Annotated in this window: 18 protein-coding genes and 2 tRNA genes; 9 read left to right on the top strand and 11 right to left on the bottom strand. The window is 28.5% G+C overall.

Going from position 1 to position 26,806, the window contains the following annotated elements; genetic code table 11:
- Nucleotides 1-125 precede the first annotated feature (125 nt).
- From nuoL to GQ540_RS04610, 4 genes are read left to right on the top strand one after another with little or no spacing between them, the layout of a single operon-like run.
- Nucleotides 126-2,054, top strand: coding sequence for an NADH-quinone oxidoreductase subunit L (nuoL, locus tag GQ540_RS04625; RefSeq protein ID WP_291798044.1), 1,929 nt, complete (start codon nucleotides 126-128; stop codon nucleotides 2,052-2,054).
- Between the two features lie 9 nt (nucleotides 2,055-2,063).
- Complete coding sequence (locus GQ540_RS04620) at nucleotides 2,064-3,551, top strand: NuoM family protein (RefSeq protein WP_291798041.1); 1,488 nt, start codon at nucleotides 2,064-2,066, stop codon at nucleotides 3,549-3,551.
- A gap of 43 nt (nucleotides 3,552-3,594) precedes the next feature.
- Nucleotides 3,595-4,998 (top strand): NADH-quinone oxidoreductase subunit N, encoded by a 1,404-nt coding sequence (locus GQ540_RS04615; RefSeq protein ID WP_291798037.1) that lies wholly within the window; start codon nucleotides 3,595-3,597, stop codon nucleotides 4,996-4,998.
- A gap of 6 nt (nucleotides 4,999-5,004) precedes the next feature.
- On the top strand, nucleotides 5,005-5,331 hold the full coding sequence (locus tag GQ540_RS04610) for a hypothetical protein (RefSeq protein ID WP_291798035.1): 327 nt from the start codon (nucleotides 5,005-5,007) through the stop codon (nucleotides 5,329-5,331).
- Between the two features lie 97 nt (nucleotides 5,332-5,428).
- On the opposite strand, the gene GQ540_RS04605 is transcribed toward GQ540_RS04610, so the two are convergent.
- The 8 genes from GQ540_RS04605 to GQ540_RS04570 all read right to left on the bottom strand — a co-directional run bounded on the left by GQ540_RS04605 (nucleotide 5,429) and on the right by GQ540_RS04570 (nucleotide 18,079).
- Nucleotides 5,429-7,246 carry a sodium:proton antiporter gene (locus GQ540_RS04605; protein WP_291798030.1) on the bottom strand — a complete coding sequence of 606 codons (1,818 nt, stop codon included), beginning with the start codon at nucleotides 7,244-7,246 and terminating at the stop codon, nucleotides 5,429-5,431.
- 74 nt (nucleotides 7,247-7,320) lie between these two features.
- The gene (locus GQ540_RS04600) at nucleotides 7,321-8,592 is read right to left on the bottom strand and encodes a YaiO family outer membrane beta-barrel protein (RefSeq protein WP_291798027.1); all 1,272 of its coding nucleotides are present in this window, start codon (nucleotides 8,590-8,592) and stop codon (nucleotides 7,321-7,323) included.
- Nucleotides 8,589-11,018, bottom strand: coding sequence for a sulfatase-like hydrolase/transferase (locus GQ540_RS04595; RefSeq protein WP_291798024.1), 2,430 nt, complete (start codon nucleotides 11,016-11,018; stop codon nucleotides 8,589-8,591). The genes GQ540_RS04600 and GQ540_RS04595 overlap by 4 nt, the downstream gene beginning before the upstream one ends.
- A gap of 23 nt (nucleotides 11,019-11,041) precedes the next feature.
- Complete coding sequence (locus tag GQ540_RS04590; protein WP_291798021.1) at nucleotides 11,042-12,481, bottom strand: glycosyltransferase family 2 protein; 1,440 nt, start codon at nucleotides 12,479-12,481, stop codon at nucleotides 11,042-11,044.
- Between the two features lie 2 nt (nucleotides 12,482-12,483).
- Nucleotides 12,484-13,587: a hypothetical protein gene (locus GQ540_RS04585; RefSeq protein WP_291798018.1), complete on the bottom strand. Its 1,104-nt coding sequence runs from the start codon at nucleotides 13,585-13,587 to the stop codon at nucleotides 12,484-12,486.
- A gap of 21 nt (nucleotides 13,588-13,608) precedes the next feature.
- A complete protein-coding gene (locus tag GQ540_RS04580) occupies nucleotides 13,609-13,974 on the bottom strand; it encodes a response regulator transcription factor (protein ID WP_291798016.1) in 366 nt (121 codons plus the stop codon).
- Nucleotides 13,967-16,285, bottom strand: a complete 2,319-nt coding sequence (locus GQ540_RS04575; protein WP_291798014.1) for an ATP-binding protein — start codon at nucleotides 16,283-16,285, stop codon at nucleotides 13,967-13,969. The genes GQ540_RS04580 and GQ540_RS04575 overlap by 8 nt, the downstream gene beginning before the upstream one ends.
- A gap of 387 nt (nucleotides 16,286-16,672) precedes the next feature.
- On the bottom strand, nucleotides 16,673-18,079 hold the full coding sequence (locus GQ540_RS04570; RefSeq protein WP_291798011.1) for a hypothetical protein: 1,407 nt from the start codon (nucleotides 18,077-18,079) through the stop codon (nucleotides 16,673-16,675).
- Between the two features lie 105 nt (nucleotides 18,080-18,184).
- Between GQ540_RS04570 and GQ540_RS04565 the strand changes: the two genes are divergently transcribed.
- From GQ540_RS04565 to GQ540_RS04555, 3 genes are read left to right on the top strand one after another with little or no spacing between them, the layout of a single operon-like run.
- A complete protein-coding gene (locus tag GQ540_RS04565) occupies nucleotides 18,185-18,697 on the top strand; it encodes an RNA polymerase sigma factor (protein ID WP_291798008.1) in 513 nt (170 codons plus the stop codon).
- A 40-nt stretch (nucleotides 18,698-18,737) separates the two neighbouring features.
- Nucleotides 18,738-19,631, top strand: a complete 894-nt coding sequence (locus GQ540_RS04560) for a FecR family protein (protein ID WP_291798005.1) — start codon at nucleotides 18,738-18,740, stop codon at nucleotides 19,629-19,631.
- Nucleotides 19,632-19,663: 32 nt separating this feature from the next.
- A complete protein-coding gene (locus GQ540_RS04555; protein WP_291798003.1) occupies nucleotides 19,664-22,210 on the top strand; it encodes a carboxypeptidase-like regulatory domain-containing protein in 2,547 nt (848 codons plus the stop codon).
- 343 nt (nucleotides 22,211-22,553) lie between these two features.
- Here GQ540_RS04555 and GQ540_RS04550 read toward each other — a convergent pair.
- The 3 genes from GQ540_RS04550 to GQ540_RS04540 form a co-directional block, all read right to left on the bottom strand.
- Nucleotides 22,554-22,625: transfer RNA gene (locus GQ540_RS04550), tRNA-Arg, on the bottom strand.
- Between the two features lie 277 nt (nucleotides 22,626-22,902).
- Nucleotides 22,903-23,310 (bottom strand): hypothetical protein, encoded by a 408-nt coding sequence (locus GQ540_RS04545; RefSeq protein WP_291798000.1) that lies wholly within the window; start codon nucleotides 23,308-23,310, stop codon nucleotides 22,903-22,905.
- Nucleotides 23,311-23,509: 199 nt separating this feature from the next.
- Nucleotides 23,510-23,583: transfer RNA gene (locus GQ540_RS04540), tRNA-Asn, on the bottom strand.
- 331 nt (nucleotides 23,584-23,914) lie between these two features.
- Between GQ540_RS04540 and GQ540_RS04535 the strand changes: the two genes are divergently transcribed.
- Entirely contained in the window at nucleotides 23,915-26,647 is a 2,733-nt protein-coding gene (locus GQ540_RS04535; RefSeq protein ID WP_291797997.1) for a 2-oxoglutarate dehydrogenase E1 component, read from the top strand.
- A 66-nt stretch (nucleotides 26,648-26,713) separates the two neighbouring features.
- Nucleotides 26,714-26,806 (top strand): biotin/lipoyl-containing protein (locus GQ540_RS04530; protein ID WP_291798047.1); only part of this gene is annotated, 93 nt, incomplete at its 3' end.

Raw genomic sequence — 26,806 nt, 5'->3', positions numbered from 1 at the left:
TTATTATCGCTGTAGCTGCTGCTGAAACTGCACTAGCAATAGCAATAATAATTAACCTTTACAGACAAATTAGCTCTGTAGAAGTTAAGGACACTGAAATTATGAAGTATTAATATTTAGAAAATATGGATGTAACTTATACAATATTAATTCCGTTAATTCCGCTAGCAGTATTTTTACTCTTAGGAATTTTTCGTCAAAAAATTAAACCAGCTGTTTCTGGAATAATTGGAGTTGCAGGTTTATCAACCTCTACTTTACTATCATTTTATACTGCTTACCAATACTTTTTTGTACACGGTAAGGTAAATGGAGTTTACCAAGCAATTGTTCAAAAAACAACTTGGATGAACTTTACCGACACATTGCATATAGATATGGGTGTACTAATTGACCCAATATCAATAATGATGCTTATTGTTGTTTCAATAGTATCATTAATGGTTCATATTTATAGTATAGGCTATATGAAAGGCGATGATGGTTTTACACGATTTTTTGCTTACTTATCGCTATTCTCATTCTCAATGTTTGGATTAGTTTTAGCAACAAACCTTTTCCAAATTTATATTTTTTGGGAATTAGTTGGTGTATCATCTTTCTTGTTAATTGGATATTATTATACAAAACCTTCAGCAGTATCTGCAGCAAAAAAAGCATTTATTGTAACTCGTTTTGCTGATTTAGGTTTCTTAATAGGAATTTTAATAATGGGTTATTATACCGGAACATTTGATTTTGAAACATTAAATGCTGTAAATCCTGAAACTGGAGAATTGGCTTTAAATTGGGCTTCTAATTCATTTATGGGATTATCTGTAATTACTTGGGCATTACTACTTATGTTTATGGGTGGCGCCGGTAAATCTGCAATGTTCCCATTACATATTTGGTTACCTGACGCTATGGAAGGTCCAACACCTGTTTCTGCTTTAATTCACGCAGCAACAATGGTTGTTGCAGGTGTATATTTAGTAGCACGACTCTTTCCAATGTTTTATTTTGTTGAAGGTGGATTTGCCTTAAACATTGTTGCTTACGTTGGAGGATTTTCATCGTTATTTGCTGCAATAATTGCAATAACACAAACGGATATAAAACGAGTGTTGGCATTTTCAACAATGTCACAAATTGGATATATGATGATGTCTTTAGGAGTTTCTGGGTATGATGGTCACGAAGGTGTTGGTTATATGGCTTCTATGTTCCACTTATTTACTCACGCTATGTTTAAAGCGTTATTATTCTTAGGTGCAGGTTCAGTTATACGCGCAGTACATAGTAATTATTTAAAAGATATGGGTGGCTTACGAAAGTATATGCCTATTACGAATATTACATTTTTAATTGCAGCTTTAGCAATTGCTGGTGTATTTCCACTGTCAGGATTTTGGAGTAAAGATGAAATTTTAGTTGCAGCATTTGAACATAACATGTTATTATATATTATTGGTGTGTTTGTAGCTGGTTTAACTGCATTTTATATGTTTAGATTGTACTTCGGAATTTTCTGGGGGAAAGATACTAAATACAAACATGCGCCACATGAATCTCCAACATCAATGACATTTCCGTTAATGGTATTAGCTTTAATTACTGTTGTTGGTGGATTAATTCATTTTAGCGAATATGTATCTGCAGATAGAGTTGGTTTCGAAGCTCATTTAAATATTCCTTTGGCATTAGTTGCAACTGCAGTTGGTTTAACAGGAATTATACTTGCTTTTGTATTCTACAAAAAAGAAAACAATTTAGCTGATAAATTTTCAAACGCATTTGGAGTATTTTACAAATGGACTTATGATAAATTTTATATTGATGAAGTTTATTTATTTGTGACAAAAAAAATAATATTTAATTTAATAGCAGCACCAATTGCATGGTTCGACAAAAAAATTGTTGATGCAACTATGGAAGGTATTGGGAATAAAACAGTTGTAATTTCTAATAAAATAAAAGGAATGCAGTCTGGTAAGGTTCAAGATTATGCATTTGGGCTTATAGCCGGAGTCGTAGTTTTAGCAATGGTGTTTATTTATTTATGGACAAACTAACAAATTAATATGGATATTTTATCTCTCTTTGTCGTTGTACCTGTACTAACAATTTTAGCCTTAGTTTTTACAAAAGGTTTAAAACAGGCACGACTAGTTTCAATGGTTGGAAGTATGGTTCAACTTGGAATGGCTATCAACTTAGTATTTGCTTATTTTAAAGAAAGAGCAATTAATGATAGTATTATGGTTTTTATGAAAGATGTTGTTTGGTTTGAACAATTTAACATTCATTATGCTTTAGGTGTAGATGGTATTTCTGTTGCACTACTATTACTAACTTCAATAGTTGTTTTGGCTGGTGTTTTCATTTCTTGGAAAATGCCTGATTTACCTAAAGAATTTTTTATATCACTTTTAATATTAGCAACTGGAGTTTATGGGTTCTTTATTTCAATTGATTTATTTACCATGTTTGTTTTTTATGAAATTGCAGTAATTCCAATGTACTTATTAATTGGTATTTGGGGAAGTGGTCCAAAAGAATATTCTGCAATGAAATTAACTTTAATGTTAATGGGAGCTTCAGCAGTTTTATTAGTTGGAGTCTTAGGAATTTATTTCAATTCAAATGCTGATGGAGGCGCTTTAACTTTCAATATTTTAGAAATCTCTCAAGTAAATATACCTATTGAAGCACAAAAATTATTTTTCCCTTTAACCTTTGTTGGTTTTGCTGTACTTGGAGCTTTATTTCCTTTTCACACTTGGTCACCTGATGGTCACGCATCAGCACCAACAGCTGTATCAATGTTACACGCCGGTGTATTAATGAAATTAGGAGGTTATGGAGTATTTAGAATTGCAATGTTCTTATTACCTGAAGGAGCTGTTCATTGGTCTTGGTTCTTTATTATTTTAGCTGCAATTGGAGTAGTTTATGGAGCTTTTGGAGCAATTAGACAAACAGATTTAAAATATATAAATGCATATGCTTCTGTTAGTCACCTTGGTTTAGTATTGTTTGCTTTATTAACACTAAATAAAATAGCTTGGAATGGAGCTATCATTCAGTCTTTGTCACACGGATTATTAACAGCAATGTTTTTCGCCTTAATTGGGATGATTTATGGAAGAACGAAAACCAGAGATATTAATAAACTAGGTGGGTTAATGAAAATTTTACCTTTTATTGGAGCCATTTATGTAATTACTGGTTTGGCTTATTTAGGGTTACCTGGTTTTAGTGGTTTTGTTGCTGAGATGAATATTTTTGTAGGTGCTTTTGAAAACCCGGATACGTTTCATAGAGTATTAACAATTTTAGCAGTTTCATCAATAGTTGTAACAGCAGTTTATATTCTTAGACTGGTTGGAAAAATTATGATGGGACCATTAGCAAATGAAGAATTTAAAGATTTACCTAAAGCAACGTGGTTTGAAAAAACAGGTATTCTATTATTATTAATTCCTATTGTTGCAATGGGTGTCGCGCCGCTTTGGTTAAGCGATATGATTATGGCGAGTTTAGAACCTTTTATTAAAGGAGTATTATAAAATTAAAATAGATAGCTAAATGGATTTTAGTAGTTTTTTATTAATGAGACAAGAAATTATATTATTAGCAATTATATTATTGTTACTAATAGCTGAAATATTTATACCTAAAAACAAAAAAAGTAGCATTGTACATTTGGCTATATTTTTCTTTGGTATTCACACCGCTGTAGGATTTTTTGCAATAAATGAATGCAGTATTTTTGGTGGGTCATTTCAAACGAATAATTTAATTCACTTCTTTAAAAATGTGTTGAATATTGGTGTATTTATATTACTTCTTCAATCCGCAGATTGGATACAAGAAAAAATAGTAGCGCAAGATAAAGGAACTGAATTTTTCATCTTATTATTTTCCTCATTATTAGGAATGTATTTTATGATTTCTTCAGGAGACTTTTTAATGTTTTACATTGGGTTAGAATTATCAACATTACCAGTTGCAGCATTAGCCGCTTATGAAACTTCAAAAAGAATTTCAAGCGAGTCTGGTATTAAGTTAATATTATCAGCAGGTTTAGCTTCTGGTATTTCTTTATTTGGAATATCATTATTATACGCTACATCTGGCTCTATATTTTTTCACGATATTATTGGAACTATTTCAGCAAGTAACTTAACAATTTTAGGCTTTATTTTATTTTTCTCAGGCTTATCATTTAAAATTTCATTAGTACCGTTTCATTTCTGGACTGCAGATGTTTATGAAGGTGCGCCAATTAGTGTTGCTTCCTATTTATCAGTGATTTCAAAAGGAGCTGCAGTATTTATTTTAATGATTTTATTGTTTACCATTTTTAAACCATTAATGCACGTTTGGGAAAATATGGTGTATGTAATTGCAATTGCTACTATGTTTATTGGTAACTTATTTGCAATACGTCAACAAAATATGAAACGCTTTTTAGCATTTTCATCTATTGCACAAGCAGGGTTTATATTACTTGGTTTAATTTCTGGGACACAATTAGGAACTGCCACAGTTGTTTATTTTGTAATGATTTACATTTTCTCTAATTTAGCTGCTTTTGGTGTTGTACAAGCTATTTCTTCAAAAACAGGAAAAGAAAAAATGACTGATTATGAAGGCTTGTATAGAACAAATCCTAAATTAAGTTTGGTAATGCTTTTAGCATTATTCTCATTAGCTGGTATTCCACCAGTTGCTGGTTTCTTTGGTAAGTTTTTCTTATTTACAGCAGCTGCAAGTGAAGGTTATTACTTACTAGTATTTTTAGCAGTTGTAAATGTAACTATTTCTTTATATTACTATTTATTAGTTGTTAGAGCTATGTTTTTAAGAAAAGGTGAAAATCCAATTCCGTTTTTTAAGAATAAATTATATATGCGTTTAGGCTTGATAATTACGGTGATTGGTATTGTAGTATTAGGTTTATACAGCCCATTATATGAATATATTTACGAACTAAGTAGCATTTATAATTAAGAGATTATGGCACTAGCAGGAAAACACACATTTGGAAGTATAGAAGATACTAGAGTTACTTTTATAGAAAAGAAGATTGATGAAAACCGTAAAGACTTTCTTAAAAAATTGTTAGAACACAATGGTTTTGAAATTATAATAAGTGAAGAAAAAAGAAAAACTGAGGAAGATCCTCAACTATATACAGTTGCAACTACAGATATGGTTTTTAACCCAACCATTTGGGTTTTTGAACGTAAATTAAAAACTTTTGACGGGCATAAAGTAACACAAGATTATTGGAATCAAGTTTCGGAAGGTGCAAATCCACATTACTGGAAAGGCGAAAAATAAAATATTTCACTTATATAAAAAGAGTAGCTAAACAATTTGTTTAGCTACTCTTTTTTATGTCAAACTTGAAAAGATTTTCTAAAAGTTAAAGTTCGTATTAGATAATTGTTTTACCAATATAAATTAATGTGTTTTCTTTTTCAATTTTGAACGATTCTTCTAATGAAGAAATAATATGAATTATACCTTGATTGTCTTTTAAAAACATAGGAATTGCATGTAATTCATCATTTATATCTTTTAATAGTTTATAGTAATGTTCGCTAGAATTTACAGTTACTTCATTTACTAATGGAAAATCCCGAACAACTTCACTTAAATTAATAAAATCGTCTTTATGTGTAAATAAATTTTTTGAAGGTTTTGTATTGCCTTCTTTCAATTCATCAGTAGAAATTATTCTGAAAGAACCATGTTCACCAAATATGTGATGGTATTTTTCTATAGTATATTCGTTTACAGCGGCACTTCCTGTTAAAGCTAATAAAAAACCAATATCACTTAGTTCAACATCTTCCAATAATTCATCTGTATAAACATCTCCTTCAATTGCTTCAAGGCCTAAAGATTTAGCTTTATTTATATTATTTACATTACTATCAATTAAAACAACTCTCCTATTATTTTTCTTTAAATAAGTTCCAATTAATCGTGAAAAATTTGAAGCACCAACTAATATAATTCCATCAGAAGATTTTAAAAATACACCTGCTACTTTAGCAAAAATACGTGCAGTTGTTGCATTTAATAATACCGTTCCAAGTACAATCATAAATACTAGTGGTGTAATATATTTAGCTCCTGGCACCTCTAACATAATTAATTTTAAACCAAATAACGAAGCTATACCAGCGGCGACAATCCCTCTAGGCCCAACCCAACTAATAAACAATTTTTCGTTGAATTTTAAACCAGAATTACTTGTGCTTAAAAAAACACCTATTGGGCGAAGTACAAAAATTACAATAGCAAATAATACCAATGTTTCCCATCTATACAACAACATCATATCTTCAACATTCATATTTGCTGCTAGTAAAATAAATAAAATAGAAATTAAGAGTACACTTAATGATTCTTTAAAATATAATATTTCCTTTAGTTCAGCTACTTTTAAGTTTCCAAGCACCATTCCCATAACTACAACTGCTAATAAGCCTGATTCGTGCGCAAATAAATCGGACAATACAAATACAGCTAAAACACTTGCTAAGGTTATTACGTTTAATAAATAGTGTGGAATAAGCTTAAACTTTAACGCGTAAAATAAAGCATAAGCTGAAGTAAAACCAATTGAAAGTCCAATAATTACTATTTTTCCAAATTCAATTAAAGCATCTTTAGTATATTCATATCCGCCTTCAACACTTATAAATTCAAAGACTAAAACGGCTACTAATGCACCAATTGGATCAATTAAAATCCCTTCCCATTTTAAAACAGCAGAAACATCTTTTTTTAATGGTATGTTTCTTAAAATAGGCCCAATTACAGTTGGCCCTGTTACAATTATTAAAGCTGAAAACAAGAATGAAATTGCCCAAGATAAATCAAAAATAAAATGTGTTGCAATTCCTGCACCAAAAAAAGTAACCGCCGAACCTAACGTAATTAGCTTAACAATTGAAGGGCCTACATTTAAAATTTCATCCTTTTTTAATGTTAAACCACCTTCAAATAAAATAATACTAATAGATAATGAAACAAAACTGAATAGTTTTTCACCTGGAAATAATCCTTCAACACCATTCCAAACAGGTTCAATCCATTTGGTGCCATCTTCAGAAATATATGTTGATAAAGGCCCAACAAATAAACCAATTAAAATTAATGGTAAAATGGCTGGAATTTTTAGTTTCCAAGCAAACCATTGAGCAATTATTCCTAAAATTATTATACCAGCTAACTCTAACATAAATTTTTGTTTTAATAGTAGCAATATAATTATTATTTGTCAATTGTTACACTACAATTTTAATGAGATATAAATTATTTAAATTTAACATTGTAAGAAATTCCTATTGAATAAATTAAATAATAATCACCAAATGAAAAACTCTTTTCTTGATGAGCTAAACTAAACTTAGTACCCCAAGCATGTTGTTTATTAGAAGATGTAAAGTAATAGCCCATATTAAATTTCTGAGACTTTAAATCGAAAATAGCTTCTTCATTATTATTTAATGGAAATGGGTCAATTTCAGGAGAAAAACCTATACCTGCAGCAATACTAAAATAGTTATCTGCATCACTTCTATATTTCCTATAGTTAAGTGTCCCTGATTTACTAGAACCTGCATCTCCAGGTGTAATATACGTTCTAAACGACCAATAACTATTACCTGTGTACCAACCAATTGAACCCGTATAAATAATTGTAGTCTTCGTGTATTTTAAACCTCTAAACCCAAAAGATGCTTCAAAACTTTTTGGTAATGATTTATATAATTCAGCTCCATATCTTACACTTGGAAACAAATCTGTATTAGAAAAACCAGCACTTACATAAGCGTATAAACCTTTGGTTATTTTTGGGTACATATCTACTTCATATTGTACACCATTTTTTTGAAATCTCCTATTAAAATTAACCTTTGCTGTAATACTTCCTAACTTTGTTTGTCTGCTATATTTTAATGTATAATATTGCATAGGATCACGTTCATTCTTATCATATAAATCTACCGATGAAGTAATTCCAATTGTATTAAAGCTTAACGAGTGAATTAAACTTTCCTTATAATTTTTTGCTTTTTTATTTTCTGGATTATTTTCTAAAATGCTTTTTAACGTTTGCAATGCATCTTCAGGGTTGTTAGAATTCTCTTCTGCTTTTGCTTTTAAATACAATAAATCTTCATCTTTTGGATAATGTTCTAATGCCGTATTTGCCAATTTTAAAGCATTAAATGGTGTTTCTCCCCAAAGCTCGTTATTAATAGCTGCAACCCAATCAGTTTTTCTTTTCGGGTTTTTTTCTAAAACGTATGAGAATTCTTTTCGTGCCTTTTTATAAGCTCCATCCCAAGAATAGGTACTTGCTAAAAAAGAACGAATATCTAAATAATCTGGATATTTTGTTAAAATAAATAATAGGGAATCTTGCGCTTGTTTTCGTTGTTTGTTAAACGCTAATTCACGTGCAACTTTAAATGCTTTATCTGGACTTCCTGTAAAAACTTTTTGCTGTGCAGAAATTTGAAAAGTTGATAAAAATAGCAATACAGAAAAATAGTTGAAAACTGATTTTGAGAGTATCATTCTAGGGATTGTTTAAAGGTTTTATAATCTTCATTATCAGGATATATAACTAATATACTATCCATTAATTTGGTTGATAATTCCAAATTATTCATTCTTTTATAAGCTTTTGCTAGTTTAAAACTAATTTCAGAGTTTTCAATTTCATATTCAATTGCCTTATCAACCAAAGCTATTGATTTTTCATCTTGATCTGACCACCAATATAAATCTAACAATGCTATATAACTATCATCATAGTATGGTGAACGTTTTACCACACTTAAAAATTCTGCTTCAGCTTCAACATATTTTCCATCCCAAGCTAATGTTCTTCCTTTTAATGTACGTGCATCTGCGTGATTAGGTAGTTCATTTAAAATATAATCACACAACAATCTTGCATTCTCATATTTACTATCAAAAGCATTACTTCTTGCAATATTAAAGGTTTCATCAAAATTTAAACCTTCAGCTAAATCTTTAATTTTTTTCAATTGTTCTTCTGAAAATTCAACACTTGGTTTTATATAAATATTTAACGAATCTGGGAATAATTTATTTCTTTGTGTAATGTATGCGTTTACTTTTTTAAACTCTTTTAGCGAATCTGAAACAGTTTTTAATAAATTTTCATCGGTAATTTTAAAAGTACCAAAATTTTCATTTATTTTATACAATTCACCATCAGAAAGTAAGTAATCTTTATAAATAAAATCGTTAATACTTCCTTTATATCTCATTAAAGGAATTTGATGTATGTTTCTAAAATTTCTAGCGGTATCAAGCCCTTGACTCATCCAAGTTGTTTCTTCTAATTTGTTGAATTTGTAATTATTCATTAAAAAAGATAGTAAACTAGGTGCAACATCCCAATGTGACGAAATTGATTTGAATTTTTCAGGCTTTTTTAACATTGGACTATAAATGTACAATGGCACATGAAATCTGCACAACTTGTCTTTTTGTGTAATTGGTATTAACCTATGATCACCCGTAATTATAAATATAGTATTGTTGTATTCTTCTCTTTCTGCAAAAGCATTCATAAAGTCTTTTATAGAATTATCTGTATAATACAAACTTGTATAAATATCTTTATTTGCTAAAATATCTTCTTTTGAAATATCAAATCTTTGAGTTGAATTTAGAATACTATCAACTTTTATTTCAAATTCTTCTTTTGAAGGAAAAGTAAAAGGTTCGTGATTGGTAAGTGTCATTATAACATCTAGTCTTGGTAAGCTTTTACCATCTAATGATGCTAGTGTTTTTTTAAATATTTCAGCATCAGGATATCCCCAAGAAAACCCGCCTGAATTACCTTCAGTTTTCACATATTCCGATCCAAATTTACTTTCGTCAATAACATAATCAACATCATTGTACTCTAAGAAATTAATTTTCTTGTCAAAACTAGATTGATCACCTGAATAAAATGATGTTGTATAACCATTTGCTTTTAACACACTTATTAATGAAATATGTGAAGGTGTTTTTGGTAGTTCTAAAAAGCCTGTTTCTCCAAAAGGTAACGATCCTAATAACGATGGAACAACACCAAAAGTTCTACCTGTAGTACTTACAAAATTTTCCCAATACAACGATTTTGATATTAATGAATCTAAGTAAGGTGTAAATCCTCTATGTGTTTTATCACCTACAAATTCACTTCCTAAACCTTCAACAATTAGTATTACTATATTCGGTTTTTTTTCTTCAATATTAAAAAATGGTGCTAAAACGTCTTTTGTTTCTTCAAATGATTTTAAATAAGGATAATCGTTTCTATTAAATAAATTTAAATTACTTATTTCATTTTTCTCCTTTTGGAATTTATAAACATCTGAAGCTAAAAAATAGAGTTTGTTTTGATAAGCTTTATTTGAAGCATCAGCCAATAATATTTTAAAACTTCCAAAAATTAATGCTAAAGAAATCAATATTCCTAATGATATTTTATGAGAAATGTACTTTCTGAAAATATAATTTATGATAAAAAACAACAAAATAATACTTATAAAAGGCAAGAAATACACAAACGACATTTCTTCTGAAGCTGTTACTGTAATGTACATATCATCATAAGAATATCCTAAAATGTCAGCTCCCAAGTTTAACAACGTTGTTAAACTATATTTTACTAATGAAAATTGAGAAATTACAATTAAAGTTAATAGCATTATAAAAATTACTTTTCCTGTTTTTTTAAATAGAAAAGCAAAAAGTAAATACATTGGAAATAATACTAAAGCAATAATGAAGGCTGTCCAAAAATCATTAAAAAATTTATAAGCTACAGCTGTTCCAAGTTCTGGTACTTTTATACCGTTTGAAATAGTCATATAAAGCTCAAAAATACTTATAAACCAAAATGCAAAAATTAATGCAATGGTTAAGTAGATATACTTATAAATATCTTTTTTTAGTAATTTAAATTTCATCATATAAACTGTTTTTTATTCAACTATTATACTGCTTCTTTCTTTGACAAGCCTTTTCTTGTCATTACACCCCATTTTTTCTTTTTATTAAAAATGTAATCAAAATTCCCTCTAATTGCAGCATACAATACAAAAGGGTGAAAAATAAACGGCTCAATTAAACTTGTAATTATTAGTTTAATACCTGTTCCTTTCTTTTTATATTGATGATATGTTTGTTCTTCTGAAAGTATTGCAACTAAAGAAAAAACTACCGTAAATAAGTAAGCCGATATAAAAAACACAAACGCATAATCCCATCTTAAAGCTTTAAGGTACATTAATACACAAAAATAAATGATTCCAACTACCTCAATTATTGGAGCCATTCTTTCAAAGATAAACCAGAAAGGAAAACTTACAAGCCCAAGTGATTTATATTTAGGGTTAAGAGCAATTTTTCTATGTTTTCTCAGCACTTCAATAGTACCTCTTGTCCACCTATTTCTTTGAGAAGTAAATATTTTATAATTGTCAGGTGCTTCAGTCCAACATAATGGATCAGGTATATAAGCTACTTTATATTTCCTTTTCTCTTCCTCCATATGCCGTCTCATACGTACAATAATTTCCATGTCTTCACCTACGGTATTTGTATCGTAACCTCCAATTTCAATTGCTATTTTTTTATCAAACATTCCAAACGCACCAGAAATTACTAGCAAACCGTTTAACCTACTCCAAGCCATTCTTCCTAATAAAAAAGAACGAATATATTCTAAAATCTGTGCTCTTTCAAGCATAGATTTTGGCATATCTACATCTAACAATTTTCCATCTTTAATTGTACATGCGTTTGCAATTCTAATAACTCCTCCTGTTGCAATTACTTGTACTTCTGTTAATTCTAAAAATGGTTTAATCATTTTTTGAAGCGCATCTTCTAGCAATAAGCAATCTACATCTATACAAGCTGTGTATTGACTTTCGCTTAAATTTAGTCCCATATTTAAAGCATCTGACTTTCCTCCGTTTTCCTTATCAACAACAATAAGTTTCTCAAACGCAGGGTTTGTAGATTTAAAAATTCCTTCTCTTAAAGGTTTTGTAGGTATTTGCTCATTAACTAGATAATCTACTTTAACTAAACTATAAGATTTAATTAATTTTTCTAAACTATCGTCTTTACTTCCATCATTAACAATAATAACATCATAATTTGCGTAATGGTTAGATAATAATGATCGTACGTTTTCAATAATATTTAAACTTTCATTATACGCTGGTGCAATAATTGAGATTGATGGAGAAATACTTGAAGATAATATTTCTTTATAATTTACAAATCTGTTTTTTTTCTGATATTCAAGTGTTTCAACAATTGAAAAGAATGCCAAAACTATATATGAAATTATTACAGATACTGTATAAATAAAGAATAAATAATGAAAAATAAGCAATATGATATTTATGGTACTTGTATCCATTCCTAATAGTTTTTTATGAATTCAACTATTTTAACAAAATCTGATTCGGGAGGTGTTAGCTCTAAATTTTCAAATTTAGTTGTATTTAAAACTTTTAATAATTTTAAAGCTGAGTATTTAACTTCAAAATTTTCATTATAAATATGCTCAATAATGAAAGGCTCATCGCTTGGTTCAATTAAATTTTCAAGTAGTTTAAAAAACTCTATTTGCTCGTCTTTACTACTTTCGTTAAAATTATTTTTGAAAATTTCTTTGGCTTCAATAACATGCAAATGACTTAGTACGGGAATTAACTCTAATCTTACTTTTTTATCTTTATGAGATATTAACTCTATGAGTACATCTTTCATTCCAAACTGGTTGTAAATTTCAGCCAATTTTAAAGCGAAAATCACCACATATTTGTTAGTTGACTTTAGCCATAATGAAATGTCAGGAATTTGCTGATCTTCCATTTTTTGCAATTCTTCTAATAGCTGAATTTGATCCCATTCAGATAATGGAGTTTGTAAATCATCTAAAAAATTAAGTCCTTCAAAATGAAATAAATTTACCAAATACAATTGTACTTCTTTACGTACTTCTCTTCGAGAATGATTCACATGCTTTACAACTTGGTCATGAGCATCTTTTACATGAAATAATGTAAGTTCTCTAATTCCTCTTGCAATAATGTACCAATTCCTGTTTTTTAATTTTGATAAAGCGTATTTTTTTAGTTTAGTTTGCGAATAAAGGTGATGTATAGACTCAGCCATTTCACCAGTAATTTCATTCCCAAGCTTTAAAAATGTTGCTACTATAATTTTTCTTTTAAAAGTATTTTCTATTCCTTTTTCTAACTCATTAATTACCGATTGTCTTTCTAAACTTACACCATTCTCATCAGTTTCAGCATATAAATAAGTTATTAATAACAACTCGTAATCCTTTGTGTATTTTTCAGTTATTTTTTCATTTTCTCTTAAACGAACCCTTAAAAATTTGAGATAAATTATTAAAATTATGACTGTTAAAAACAAAAAACAACTTACCATCCAAACAAGTTGAATTATAAGAGGTTCTCCGTTATAATATTCTAAAAAGTATTGAAACTTATTCATTTTTTGATTTTATAAGGTTTTTTAGTTTAGTAACCTTTTTACACGAATTACCAGTTCATTTGGGCTAAATGGTTTTCCCATAAAATCATTTGCGCCTAAATTAAATGCTTTTAACACCATTTCTTCTTGACCCGCTGCTGAAAATACAATAATGGGCACTTTCAAATCTAATTTGTTTCTAACATGACTAATCACCTCTAAACCACTAATGTAAGGCATCATTATATCGGTTAAAATTAAATCTGGATTATGCTCTTCAATTAATTCAATTGCTTGTTTACCATCTACAGCCATTAAAAGTTCATAGCCTTCTTTTTCTAATCTAAATTTTAATAATAAAGAAAGTGTAGAATTATCTTCTGCTAAAACAATCTTTTTTTTATTCATTTTCCAATGATTTTAATTCGGTTATTAATTCTTTTTTAACAAGTTCAAATACTTCATTACATGAATTGATATGGTCATTTATACCTTCTAATTGTTTCTCTTCTTTTAACTTGCTAGATAACAAATGCATGTTAGATTCTATTTTTGAAATTCCAAACATTCTAATGCTTGGTTTTATTTTATGTGTTGCTTCATATAGTAATTTCCAATTTTCATCTTTATAACCTTGTTCTACTACTTCTAAAAATTCATCAATATCTTTCATAAATGAATTAATAAGTAGAATTAATAATGAACTTTCATTAAGTGTTTCTTCTCTTAAGAATTTAAGGTCTATATAATTTCGACTTTCCTGAAGTACTGTATTAATTTCTTTTTCTTCTACTAGAGATTTTTGAACAATTCCTCCGTATTTTTTTAGTAATTTATATATTTCAGATGGTTTAAATGGTTTAAAAATATAATCATCCATACCTGCATCAATTGCTCTTTTAATATCTGTTTTAGATGTATAAGCCGTCATTGCAATAATTGGTATTTTTGAAACTTGACTAGAAATATCGTTTTTAATTATTTTAGTTGCTTCATAACCATCCATAATTGGCATTTGAATGTCCATTAAAATTACATCGTATAATTTTTGTTGTGTTTTTTTAACACCTTCAATACCATTATTTGCTATGTCTACTTTACAATCCCATCTTTCTAATCTAGTTTTCCCTAATAATTGATTTGTTTTATTATCATCAACTAACAAAATATCTAACCCCAGTGGTTTATCTAATGATACTTCTTCTTCAACTTCTTTTTTGTTAATTTTATCTGAATTTTTAAAAGGTATTGTTATTGTAAATACACTTCCTTCTCCAAATTTACTTTCAACTTTAATTTTTCCATTCAATAAGTGTACTAACTTTTTAACAATAGTTAAACCAAGACCTGTACCCCCGTAAATTCTTGAAGTATCACTTTTTGCTTGTGTAAATGCACCAAATACTGTGTTTATTTTGTTTGAAACTATTCCAATACCGGTATCTTTAATTTCAAACATTATATTTGAAGTTGTTGTTGTGTCTTCAATTTCTTTAACCGAAACTTCAACAAATCCTTCATTTGTAAATTTTACTGCATTTCCTATTAAGTTTAATAATATTTGGCCAAGCCTATTTGGGTCTCCAATTACTTCTTTTGGTGTGTTGGAATCTATATTAAGTTTTAATTCAATTTTTTTCTCACTTGCTTTAATTTTCATTAACCTAACAACTTCGTCAAGATTTTTATGTAAATCAAATGATATTTCTTCTATTTCAAATTTATTAGATTCTAGTTTAGAAAGGTCAAGCACATTATTAATTAAGGAAAGTAAAATTTCTCCTGAATTTCTCATGGTTTCCAAATGCAATTTCTGTTCTGAAGTTAATTGCGTTTCTAACAACAAATCTGTAAAACCAATTACAGCATTAAGCGGCGTTCTAATTTCATGGCTCATATTTGCCAAAAACTCATTTTTAACTTTTAATGATTCTTCTGCAGATTCTTTTGCTTTTGTTAATTCAATATCTGTTAAAATTCTGCTGGTTATATCTCTTCCTACAGATATATATGTATCGTTTTCACCTTTTGAAACTTGCCACTCAATCCATTTATAATCTCCACTTTTGGTTTTAATTTTTCTTTTTGAAATATCTGTATATCCCTTTTCGTTGAAGAAAACGAATTTTGTAATGGCGTTTTTTATTCTTACGGATTCGTACTCATCCTCAAAGGTTACATCCCACCATTTGTCTCCAATAACTTCTTCTATAGAATATCCAAGCATTTTTTCAACTGAAGGAGATGCAAAAATTAAGTCACCTTCCTTGTTGCTTACTAGCACCATAGAATCCATAAATTTTAAAACAGTATCAGATTGTATTTTCTTCTCTTCTGTTTTTTTCCAATCATCAACATCTACTCCTACAGATACAAACGTGTTATTAGCCGTTAAAGAATCTCTCCATTCAATCCACTTAGAACTACCATCTTCACATTTTAATTTTCGTTCATAGGGTTTCTTATTAATTATTGTTTTACCTGATGCTAATTCACAAACTCCCCCTTTAAATAATGCACCTTCTTCTTTCGATAAAAATGTTAAATCCCACCATTTATCTCCTAAAAGACTTACTGTTTTATGGCCAATAATGGTTTCAGTGGCTGGTGATATGTAAGTTACATTTCCTTGTTTATCACATGAAACAACTATTAAATTTACTTCATTTAATAATAACTCTGAAAGTTTAAAATTATCGTTTTCTTTATTTTCTTTCACTTCTAAGCCTTATTTAATATTCGTTTTCTTTTCATTTTTTCTTTTCATTTATAAGTTTTTTATAAAAGTTTATAATTAAACAACCCCTAAAATTTAAAAAATGAAAATTGTAATTAAAAATGATTTTAAGGGGTTACATCATTTTTATTACAACTGTAGTGTTTATAATTAGTATATTTTATTGATTTACAATTTAGATTGGTTAACTAAAACTTGTTCTAAATCAATAAAAAATACTAGTTACAAATGTAAATATAATTAATTTATTGATTCCTCTATAAAATTGAATAGTATGAATGTTAATATTTTTTAATAAAAAAGGTTTTAAAACAAAAAAAGCCACTTAAATAAGTGGCTTTTTTTGTTAATTTAACTATGTTATTGTGCTTACATACGCTCAAAAACTAAATTGCTTTCTTCAGCGCCTGAATCATCTAGATTATTAACTTCAACTCTAATTGTTGTTATGTCAACTACTAACCAATCTTCATTAAATTCATCAAAAGGAATGACTTCTCCAAAATCTAATTCTAATTTTAATGTTCCACTGTCATTAACAACAGTCCATGTTCCATTAACTATATCGTCGCCTTTGGTAGCTGTTACTATAAATTCTGTTTTAAAATCTAATAAAAAATCATTGTAATTACCTGTGTAATCTTCTCCTTCGTTATAATAATTGGCAACAACCCATGAACCTTCTTTTAAAGTATCTACTAGTTCATTTGTACCTTCATCACAAGTTTTTTCAAATTCAAGCCTATTTTTACCAGTTCTTAAATCTATTTCATTATCATCTTCAATTTCATACAGCTCCCAGTCAAAAGAGAAATCTGGTAAATTTTCAAAATTTAATTTCACTAGTACAGTTCCATTCTCTGTAGTGTCAATTACCCAAGTTCCAACAATTTCATTTCCGTTTGCTAAAGCAAACACAGTTCCGTTTTCTAAAAATGTAAACGTAAAGTCTGTATATTGTTCTGTGTTTTCAATGTCATCAATTATTATTTTATCAACTGTCCAACTACATGTGGTTAATAAATTTGTTATTTGCTCATCTGTACAATTAAGGCAATCATCATCATCATAATCATTATCATCATCTTCATCACACATTCCATCAGCTGCATCAATTGCAGTTTCTAATTCATCCATATTATTAATGGTTTGTTGAGTTCCATCATAAAGTTCTACCGTTATTGGAAAATTTATTTGAGCTACGTGGTTATCTTCAATTTCATCAATAAAATTATAAAATTCTTCATCGTTAGAAATTGTGATGGTTTCAGCTAATTGGCTTTCTGAATCAAAAACTGATATTGTTATTGGGTATACAAAATCAATACATTCAATATCATCATCAAGTTCATTCTCATCTTCACATTCGCTAATAAAATTCTCTAATTCATTAAAACTAGCAATTGTAATTTCAGTAAAATCACTTAAAATTATTACAATTGGAAATATAATATCTAGGTTATCAATATCATCATCAAATTCATCAAAAATTGCTTCAATAACTTCATAATCTTCTTCTGAATCAATATTAATTTCTAGTCCATTAACTTGAACCGTTACCGGAAGTTGAACACTTAAACAGCTTGCATTGTCAATAATATTATCTTTTGAACCGTCTTTTGTTGCGGTTTTTTGCACTAAAACTGCTACAGCTGAATCTGCTTGAATAGCTTCACTTTCTGAAGGCTGAATAACCTCTGCTATTTCTTCTTGACAAGAAATAAATACTGTTAAAAATAAGCTTACTAATAATAATAATGTAATTTTAGATTTCATGATTTTAATTTTATGGGGTTTATAAATATAACCGTTTCATTTAAGTATACCCTACTTCATTCTTAAAAAAAAATTATATTTACAGAATAAATCTACTTAAAATTCATGGATAAAGACAATCCCGGATATTGTGATGAGAAAATTTTTAGTGATTTTTTTCTAAACCATTCTAAATTGCTACATAATTTTATATACTATAAATGTGGGAATTTTGATATGGCTAGTGATCTTGTTCAAGATTCATTTTTAAAATTTTGGAGTAATTGTAGTAAAGTAATTCCAGGAAAAGCAAAATCGTTTTTATTTACTATTGCCAATAATTTATTTTTAAATGAATTTTCTAAAAGTAAGGTAGTTTTAAACTTTAAAAGCACCTTACCTAAAGATGTTACCAATGAATCTCCTGAATTTTTATTGGAAGAAAAAGAATTTGATGCAAAATTACAAAAAGCAATTGCTAACTTAACTGAAGCACAACGAACCGCTTTTTTAATGAATAGAATTGATGGAAAAAAATATAGGGAAATAGCTGAAATTTTAAACATTTCTGTTAAAGCTGTAGAAAAAAGAATTCACAACGCATTGGTAAGCCTTAGAAAAGAAATTGAAAATATTTAATTTAAAGTAGGGTAAACCTAACTTGATTTGTTATAACTATATGAAACAAAATTATTTTTTGGCCAAATGGCTTAACGGAGAGATACATGAAGAAGAGCTTTTGAAACACATAAGCAAAGATGAGTTGCGCTCGTACAAAAAAATAATTGCAGTCTCTAATAGGTTTGAAGCACCTGAATATAACGCTGAAGAAGCATTCACTAAATTAAAAACCACTCAGAAAAAACCTAAAGTTAGAAAGCTCCAATTTATCCGTCAGTTTTATAAAATTGCAGCGGTTTTAACGTTACTTTTTGCGTCCTATTATTTTATATCAGACAATAACACAACGTACACTACCAATTTAGCTGAAAAAACAACTTTTGAATTACCTGACCATTCCAACGTAAATTTAAATGCTGAATCTGAAATAAAATTCAACCCTGAAAATTGGAAAAATAAAAGAGAATTAAATTTAAAAGGTGAAGCTTATTTTAGAGTTGAAAAAGGATCAAAATTTACTGTGCAAACTAATTTAGGTACCGTTCAAGTTTTAGGAACTCAATTTAACGTAGCTGTTAGAGACACCTTTTTTGAAGTAAATTGTTATGAAGGCCTGGTAAGTGTAACTTATAATAATGAGGTTATTAAAATACCTGCTGGCAGTCGTTTTAAAATGCTAAATTCTAATACTGAATTTACAAATGAACATGTAGAAATTAATCCTTCATGGATTAAAAATAACAGCAGTTTTAAAAGTATGCCTTATAAATTTGTTGTAAAAGAGTTAGAAAGACAATTTAATGTGACTATTAAATATGATGCCAACCATGAAAACACGATTTTTACTGGAAATTTCACACATACAAATTTAGAATTAGCATTGCAGGCAATTAGCATACCGCTTAATTTAAAATTTACTATATTTAGTGATAATCAAGTGAGTTTACAGTAGTAGTAGTAGTAGTAGTAGTAGTAGTAGTAGTAATGGTTGTAAAAAAACTGAAACCTTTTTTAATCTTAATTTGTTTTCTTTATTCTGTTTTAAATTATTCTCAAAATTTAAATAAAGAACTAAAACCCCTTTCTGAAATACTATCAGCAGCTAAAAAACAGTATAAAGTTAATTTTACGTTTGCCAATAAAATAGTTTCAAGAATTAATATTATACCTTATAACAATAGCTTCACGTTAAAGGAAACCATACAGTATTTAAAAAATAATACCCCGCTAATTTTTACTTTTTTAACATCAAACAACATATTAATTAATAAAGAAATAAATAATTATTCTATTTGTGGCTATTTAATTGATATTAACACAAAAAAAAGTGTTGAAAACGCACATATTAAAGTGTTTAACACGGCTATAAATACTATTTCTAACTCCACAGGTTATTTTAATATTAATAAAACTAACGAAAACCAAGTTATAGAAATAAGTCATATTTCGTATCCAACTATCTACTTGAACTCTACAGATTTTTTACTAGATGATAATTGTTTAACCATTTCACTTTCTCAAAAAATTGAAAAGCTAGAAGAAGTTATTTTAACCAATTATTTAACAACTGGTATTACTATAAAAACAGATAATTCTATTAGTATTGACGTTTTAAATTCTGGGATTTTACCTGGGTTAATTGAACCTGATATTTTACAAAAAATACAAGCAATTCCTGGTATTAGTAGTGTTAATGAAACCATTTCTAACATTAACATTAGAGGTGGACCTAACGATCAAAATTTATTACTTTGGGATGGAATAAGAATGTATCATTCTGGTCATTTTTTTGGGTTAATATCTGCCTTCAACCCTTATTTAACAGATAAAGTTACACTTATAAAAAATGGTAGCAACTCACAGTTTAATGATGCAGTTTCTGGAACTATAAATATTGAAACAATTAATGAAATTTCAGAAGAAATTAAAGGTGGTGGTGGCTTCAACTTATTAAATGTTGATGCGTATGCACAAGTACCAATTTCAAAAAAAGTTGGATTTCAATTTTCAGGAAGACGCTCAGTTACCGATTTTATTGATACGCCAACTTTTGATCAATATTATAAAAAAACGTTTCAAGACTCCAAAATTACTTCAACAACTTTAACTGAAAATATTGAAACAAATTCAACGTTTGATTTTTCAGACTTTAGCTTTAAACTATTATATGATTTCAACAAAAATCATAAATTTAGGGTTAGCTATTTAAATGTTGCAAATAATTTTCACTTTAAAGAAGCTATTCAATCTGCTGAAATTTCGGAATCTAAAACAAGTGAATTAGAACAAAGTAACGTTGCTGTTGGACTGCAAGTAACTAATATGTGGAATTCAAAATTTAAAACCTTTTTTCAAACGTATTACACAAAGTACAATGTACATGCTGAAAACTTTTCGTTATTAAATGAGCAACGTTTAATACAAGTAAATGAAGTGTTAGAAACTGGCTTAAAATTAAATAGTTATTATCAAATTCATAAAAATATTGAACTATTAAATGGCTATCACTTTTACGAATTAGGTATTACAAATAAAGAAGATGTAAACTTACCTTTGTTTATTAGAACCATTAAAAATGTGATAAGAAATCATTCGTTTTATAGCAATGCAAATTTCACTTCAAACAATGCTAAAACTTTTATAAATACTGGTGTTAGACTTAATTATGTTGAAAAATTTAAAACGTTTATTGTTGAACCCAGAATAAATGCATTGCATAAAATAAACTCAAACATATCAGTAAAAATTGCTGGTGAATTTAAAAGTCAAAATGCAACTCAAATTATTGATTTACAAGAAGATTTTTTAGGCGTTGGAAAAAGAAGATGGACATTGGCTAATAATAGTTCTATTCCAATTATAAAAAGTAAGCAAGCTTCAATTGGTATTAACTACAAAAAAAATAATTTTTTTATTGATTTAGAAGGTTTTTACAAAACGGTAAATGGTATTACAACGGCTAATCAAGGATTTCAAAACCAAAATCAATTTATAAAAACATCCGGAAATTATACAGTTAAAGGAGTTGAATTTTTAGTGAATAAAAAAACTGAATCTTTTAGTACATGGCTAAGTTATACGTACAATAAAAATGAATATGAATTTAATGAGTTAACACCCAGTATTTTCCCAAACAACTTAGATATTAGGCACAGTATTTCATTTGGGAATACATATACTTATAAAAAATTTGATATTGCTTTAGGTTTGAATTGGAGAACAGGAAAACCAAACACAACACCCATAAATAATAATGCTGTTACAACTAACAGTTTAGGAAGTTCTATTAATTATAATACACCAAACAGTGAACGATTATCTGATTATTTTAGAGCTGATTTTTCATCAACTTACAAGTTTAAATTGAACAGAAAAATAAATGGAATGGCAGGTATTTCCATATTAAACATATTTAATACTGAAAATATTTTAAACACGTACTACAAGGTAAATTCAGAAGATTTAATTGATGAAGTTAACAACACCTCTATTGGAATAACTCCAAATATAACTTTTAGAGTATCTTTTTAAAAAGTGGTTTTTTAGATAGAATATTTATTGAAAATTTCTTTCCTAGTTGGGCAATTACATATAAATGAATTACCAAAAGACATTTTATATGCACAATATGATTTGGAGACATTTTGTACAAAATGAATTTTTTCATTAATACAACTCTCAACCTTACAACAAATATTTTCCTCACTTTTTAAACAAGCAAAGTCCTTTTCGCATTTGGTGGTGCTTTCAATTATTTCTTTTGATATATTCATAACTATCATTTAAGGAAATGAAAACAATCTAAAATCTTTAACATTCTCAAATATAATGAATTATATTCACAATTTTATTAAAAAAATTAAATCTATTTATGTGACTTCAATAGGATTCGAACCTATATCTAAAGTTTAGGAAACTTTTATTCTATCCCTTGAACTATGAAGCCTAAATTAAAAAAGAGAGCTTTTTATGGCTCCCTTTTTTACTACTAACTAAAAAAATCAAAAACTCATTACTTATAGATAAGCAATGAATAAGTTCTGTAAATTTAGAGTGAAATATCATTAAAATGTATGATAAATATCATTAAAGAGAAAATAAATTTTTTCCTTGTTTGGCCTTATAAAATAAGAGCTTTTAAACTTTTATAAATTGAAATAAATTATAATTCTAAGCACTAATTAAATTAATTACGTCAATAAGTTTAATGTTTAATCTGTTTTTTAGATGTTTTCAAAAAGTTTTACAATTTCATCTTCCGTAAAAAAAGTACTTCTTCCCACAATTTTACTTACTAAACTGTTCTGTCTAATCATTAACATTTTTTTTCCGTTAACCTTCTTAAATTCAAACTTAACAATAGTATCAACGTTAGTTTGAACAATAACTTGATGATCCTTATGATGATTAAAACCATCCATAACAATAGCGTACATAGTATCTATGTTAGGGAAATTGAAAGATTTTTCAGTGTAAAATGCTTTAGAATTTACATCTGAATAAACAAAAGAGAATAAGTTATTAGATTTATAAAGTTTTATTGAATGATTGCCATTTTTAACACTTCCTATTTCCTGACCAAGGATAGTTGATGAAATTAAAAAAAAGAAGATAAAAAATTTAATATGCATGAAACTTTATTATAAATAATGTTGGTGATATTTAATAGTGTTAAAGCTAAAAAGAACATTTCTAGCTTTCATAAAATTAATATTTAATTAATTTTAATCCCGTAAAAATCAGTGTAAAAAAACTGAAAGGGTAGCAAATTTACTAAAACAAAAAAGACCTACAATATTATTGTAGATCTTTTTCTCTATTTTAGAGTAGCTCCCCCTCTTGGACTCGAACCAAGGACCCTCTGATTAACAGTCAGATGCTCTAACCAACTGAGCTAAGGAGGAATTTATTCTCTTTTGCGAGTGCAAATATACAAGGTTTTAAACTTTCTGCAAGATTTTTTCAAAAAAAAAGCACTCTTTTTTGATTTTTTTTCAACATTTCTAGTAAGTCTCTGAAAACTAAAGTTTAAAAACTAAAAAAAATAGATGTATTTTTATTGAGTTTTTATTATTTACGTCAAAAGAAGCAGTAAAAAAACTACATATCTACTATAATCCAACTATTCTTATTAAAAATACAATAATTACAATTTAGTTATAATAAAAATGGTGGTTTTAGTAAAAATTGTAATTTAGCCGCTACTAAACAAATCAAAGACTATTAACAATAAATATGGATAAATTTTCATTTTTAAATACTGTGCATACAGGTTATATTGCCGATTTATATGACCAGTATTTAATAAATCCTGATACTTTAGAACCCAGTTGGAAAAGTTTTTTTCAAGGCTACGATTTTGCCAATGAAAAATATTCACTTACTGATGAAAATACTGAATTTGAAGTACCTGAAAATGTGCTTAAAGAATTTAAAGTTCTCGACTTAATTAACGGGTATAGAACAAGAGGGCATTTATTCACTAGAACAAACCCTGTTAGAGAGCGCCGACAGTACACACCTTCGCTTGATATTGAAAACTTCGGATTGTCTAAAAATGATTTAGATACTGTTTTTGACGCTGGAGATATTATTGGAACGGGTAAAGCTTCACTACGTGAAATTATAAAACATTTAGAGACTATTTATTGTGATTCTATTGGTGTTGAATATATGTATATTCGAAACCCAGAAGAAATTAAATGGCTTCAAAAACAATTAAACAGAAATTCTAATCACCCTAATTATCCGGCTGATTCTAAAAAATATATTCTAAAAAAATTAACACAAGCTGTAACTTTTGAAAACTTTTTACAAACCAAATATGTTGGTCAAAAAAGATTTTCTTTAGAAGGTGGTGAAACGTTAATTCCTGCAATTAGCGCAGTAATTAGAAATGCTGCTGAAATTTATGATGTAGATGAATTTGTGTTAGGAATGGCGCATAGAGGTCGTTTAAATACATTAACTAATATTTTTAGAAAACCTGTACGTGATTTATTTAGCGAATTTGAGGGGAAAGATTTTGAAGAAAAAGATTTTGATGGTGATGTAAAATATCATTTAGGTTTAACCACCACTAAAACCTTAAAAAATAATAAGGAATTAAAAATGAATTTAGTTCCAAACCCTTCACATTTAGAAACTGTTGGGCCTATTGTTGAAGGAATTGCACGTGCTAAAATTGACAAAACATACAACGGTGACAACTCAAAATTACTTCCAATAATTGTTCATGGAGATGCAGCAATTGCTGGTCAAGGTTTGGTATATGAAGTTACTCAAATGAGTAAATTAAACGGTTATACAACTGGAGGAACTATTCATATTGTTGTAAACAACCAAATTGGTTTTACTACAAATTATTTAGACGCACGTTCAAGTACGTATTGTACTGATGTTGCCAAAGTAACTTTATCGCCAGTTTTACACGTAAATGCAGATGATGTTGAAGCTGTAGTGCACGCTATTGAAATGGCGTTAGATTTTAGAATGAAATTTAAACGCGATATTTTTATAGATTTATTGGGTTACAGAAAATACGGTCATAATGAAGGTGATGAACCTCGTTTTACACAACCTAAATTGTATAAAACAATTTCAAAACATTCAAATCCTAGAGATATTTATGCTGAAAAGTTAATTGCCGAAGGTGTAATTGATACAACATACTTAAATGAATCTATTGCCGAATTTAAAAACTTATTAGAAGAAGAATATCAACATTCAAAAAAAGTTAAAACTTCTAAAGTTCGAGAATTTATGCAAGACACCTGGGAAGGTTTCACTAGAAGAGATTTAGATGCAATGCTAATTACTGCTGATACAACTTACCCAACAACTAAATTAAAAAATATAGCAACAATTGTTTCAACGGTACCAGAAGGCGTTAAATTTTTACGTAAAGCTGAACGAATTCTACGTGATAGAAACAACATGGTTTTTGAAACCAATAAAATAGACTGGGGAATGGGTGAAACTTTAGCCTACGGAAGTTTATTACAAGAAGGTTTTGATGTTCGTATTTCTGGACAAGATGTGGAACGTGGTACTTTTAGCCATCGTCATGCAATTTTACGTGATGAAATTTCAGAAGAACGAATCAATTTATTAAACACTTTAGACGATGAACAAGGAAAAATGCACATCTACAATTCCTTATTGTCTGAATACGGTGTGCTTGGTTTTGACTACGGATACGCCATGGCAAATCCTAATACGCTAACTATTTGGGAAGCTCAATTTGGAGATTTTAGCAACGGTGCTCAAATTATTTTCGACCAATATTTATCGGCTGCGGAAGATAAATGGAAATTACAAAACGGTATTGTTGTTTTGCTTCCTCACGGTTATGAAGGACAAGGTTCTGAACACTCTTCTGCACGTATGGAGCGTTTTTTACAATTATGCGCCATAGACAATATGATTGTTGCAGATTGTACAACTCCTGCAAATTTCTATCACTTATTACGTCGTCAAATGAAGCGTGATTTTAGAAAACCATTAATTGTATTTACACCAAAAAGTTTATTACGTAATCCGTTAGCAACTTCATCAATAGAAGAGTTTTCTGAAGGGAATTTTAATGAAGTAATTGATGATACAATAAATCCTAAAAATGCTACCAAATTAGTATTTTGTACAGGTAAATTTTACTACGATTTATTAGCCGAACGCTCTAATTTAGATAAAAATGATGTTGCTTTAGTGAGAATTGAGCAATTATTCCCGCTGCATTTAGATAAATTACAACAAATAATTGACAAATATCCAAACGTGAAAAATTATGTTTGGGCGCAAGAAGAGCCTGAAAATATGGGAGCTTGGAGCTTTATGCTGCAACGCTTTAGATTGGTAAACTTAGAAGTTGCATCACAACCTTTTTACGCAGTTCCGGCTGCTGGTTCAACTGCAAGATTTAAAAGAAGGCACCAACGTGTTATTGATAAAGTATTTGACACTAACTAATAAAAAAGACTTATTTCTTTTCTCTTCGGAAAGATTTAAAATAAAAAAGATCAAAAAAATAATAAGATGATTTTAGAAATGAAAGTTCCCTCTCCGGGAGAATCTATTACAGAAGTAGAAATTGCAACTTGGCTAGTTGAAGATGGTGATTATGTAGAA

It is taken from the genome of Lutibacter sp. (genome assembly GCF_013139515.1).
Classification (GTDB): Bacteria; Bacteroidota; Bacteroidia; order Flavobacteriales; family Flavobacteriaceae; genus Lutibacter.
Note: the sequence above shows the minus strand (reverse complement) of the source record. Positions and strands in the feature narration are given on the sequence as shown.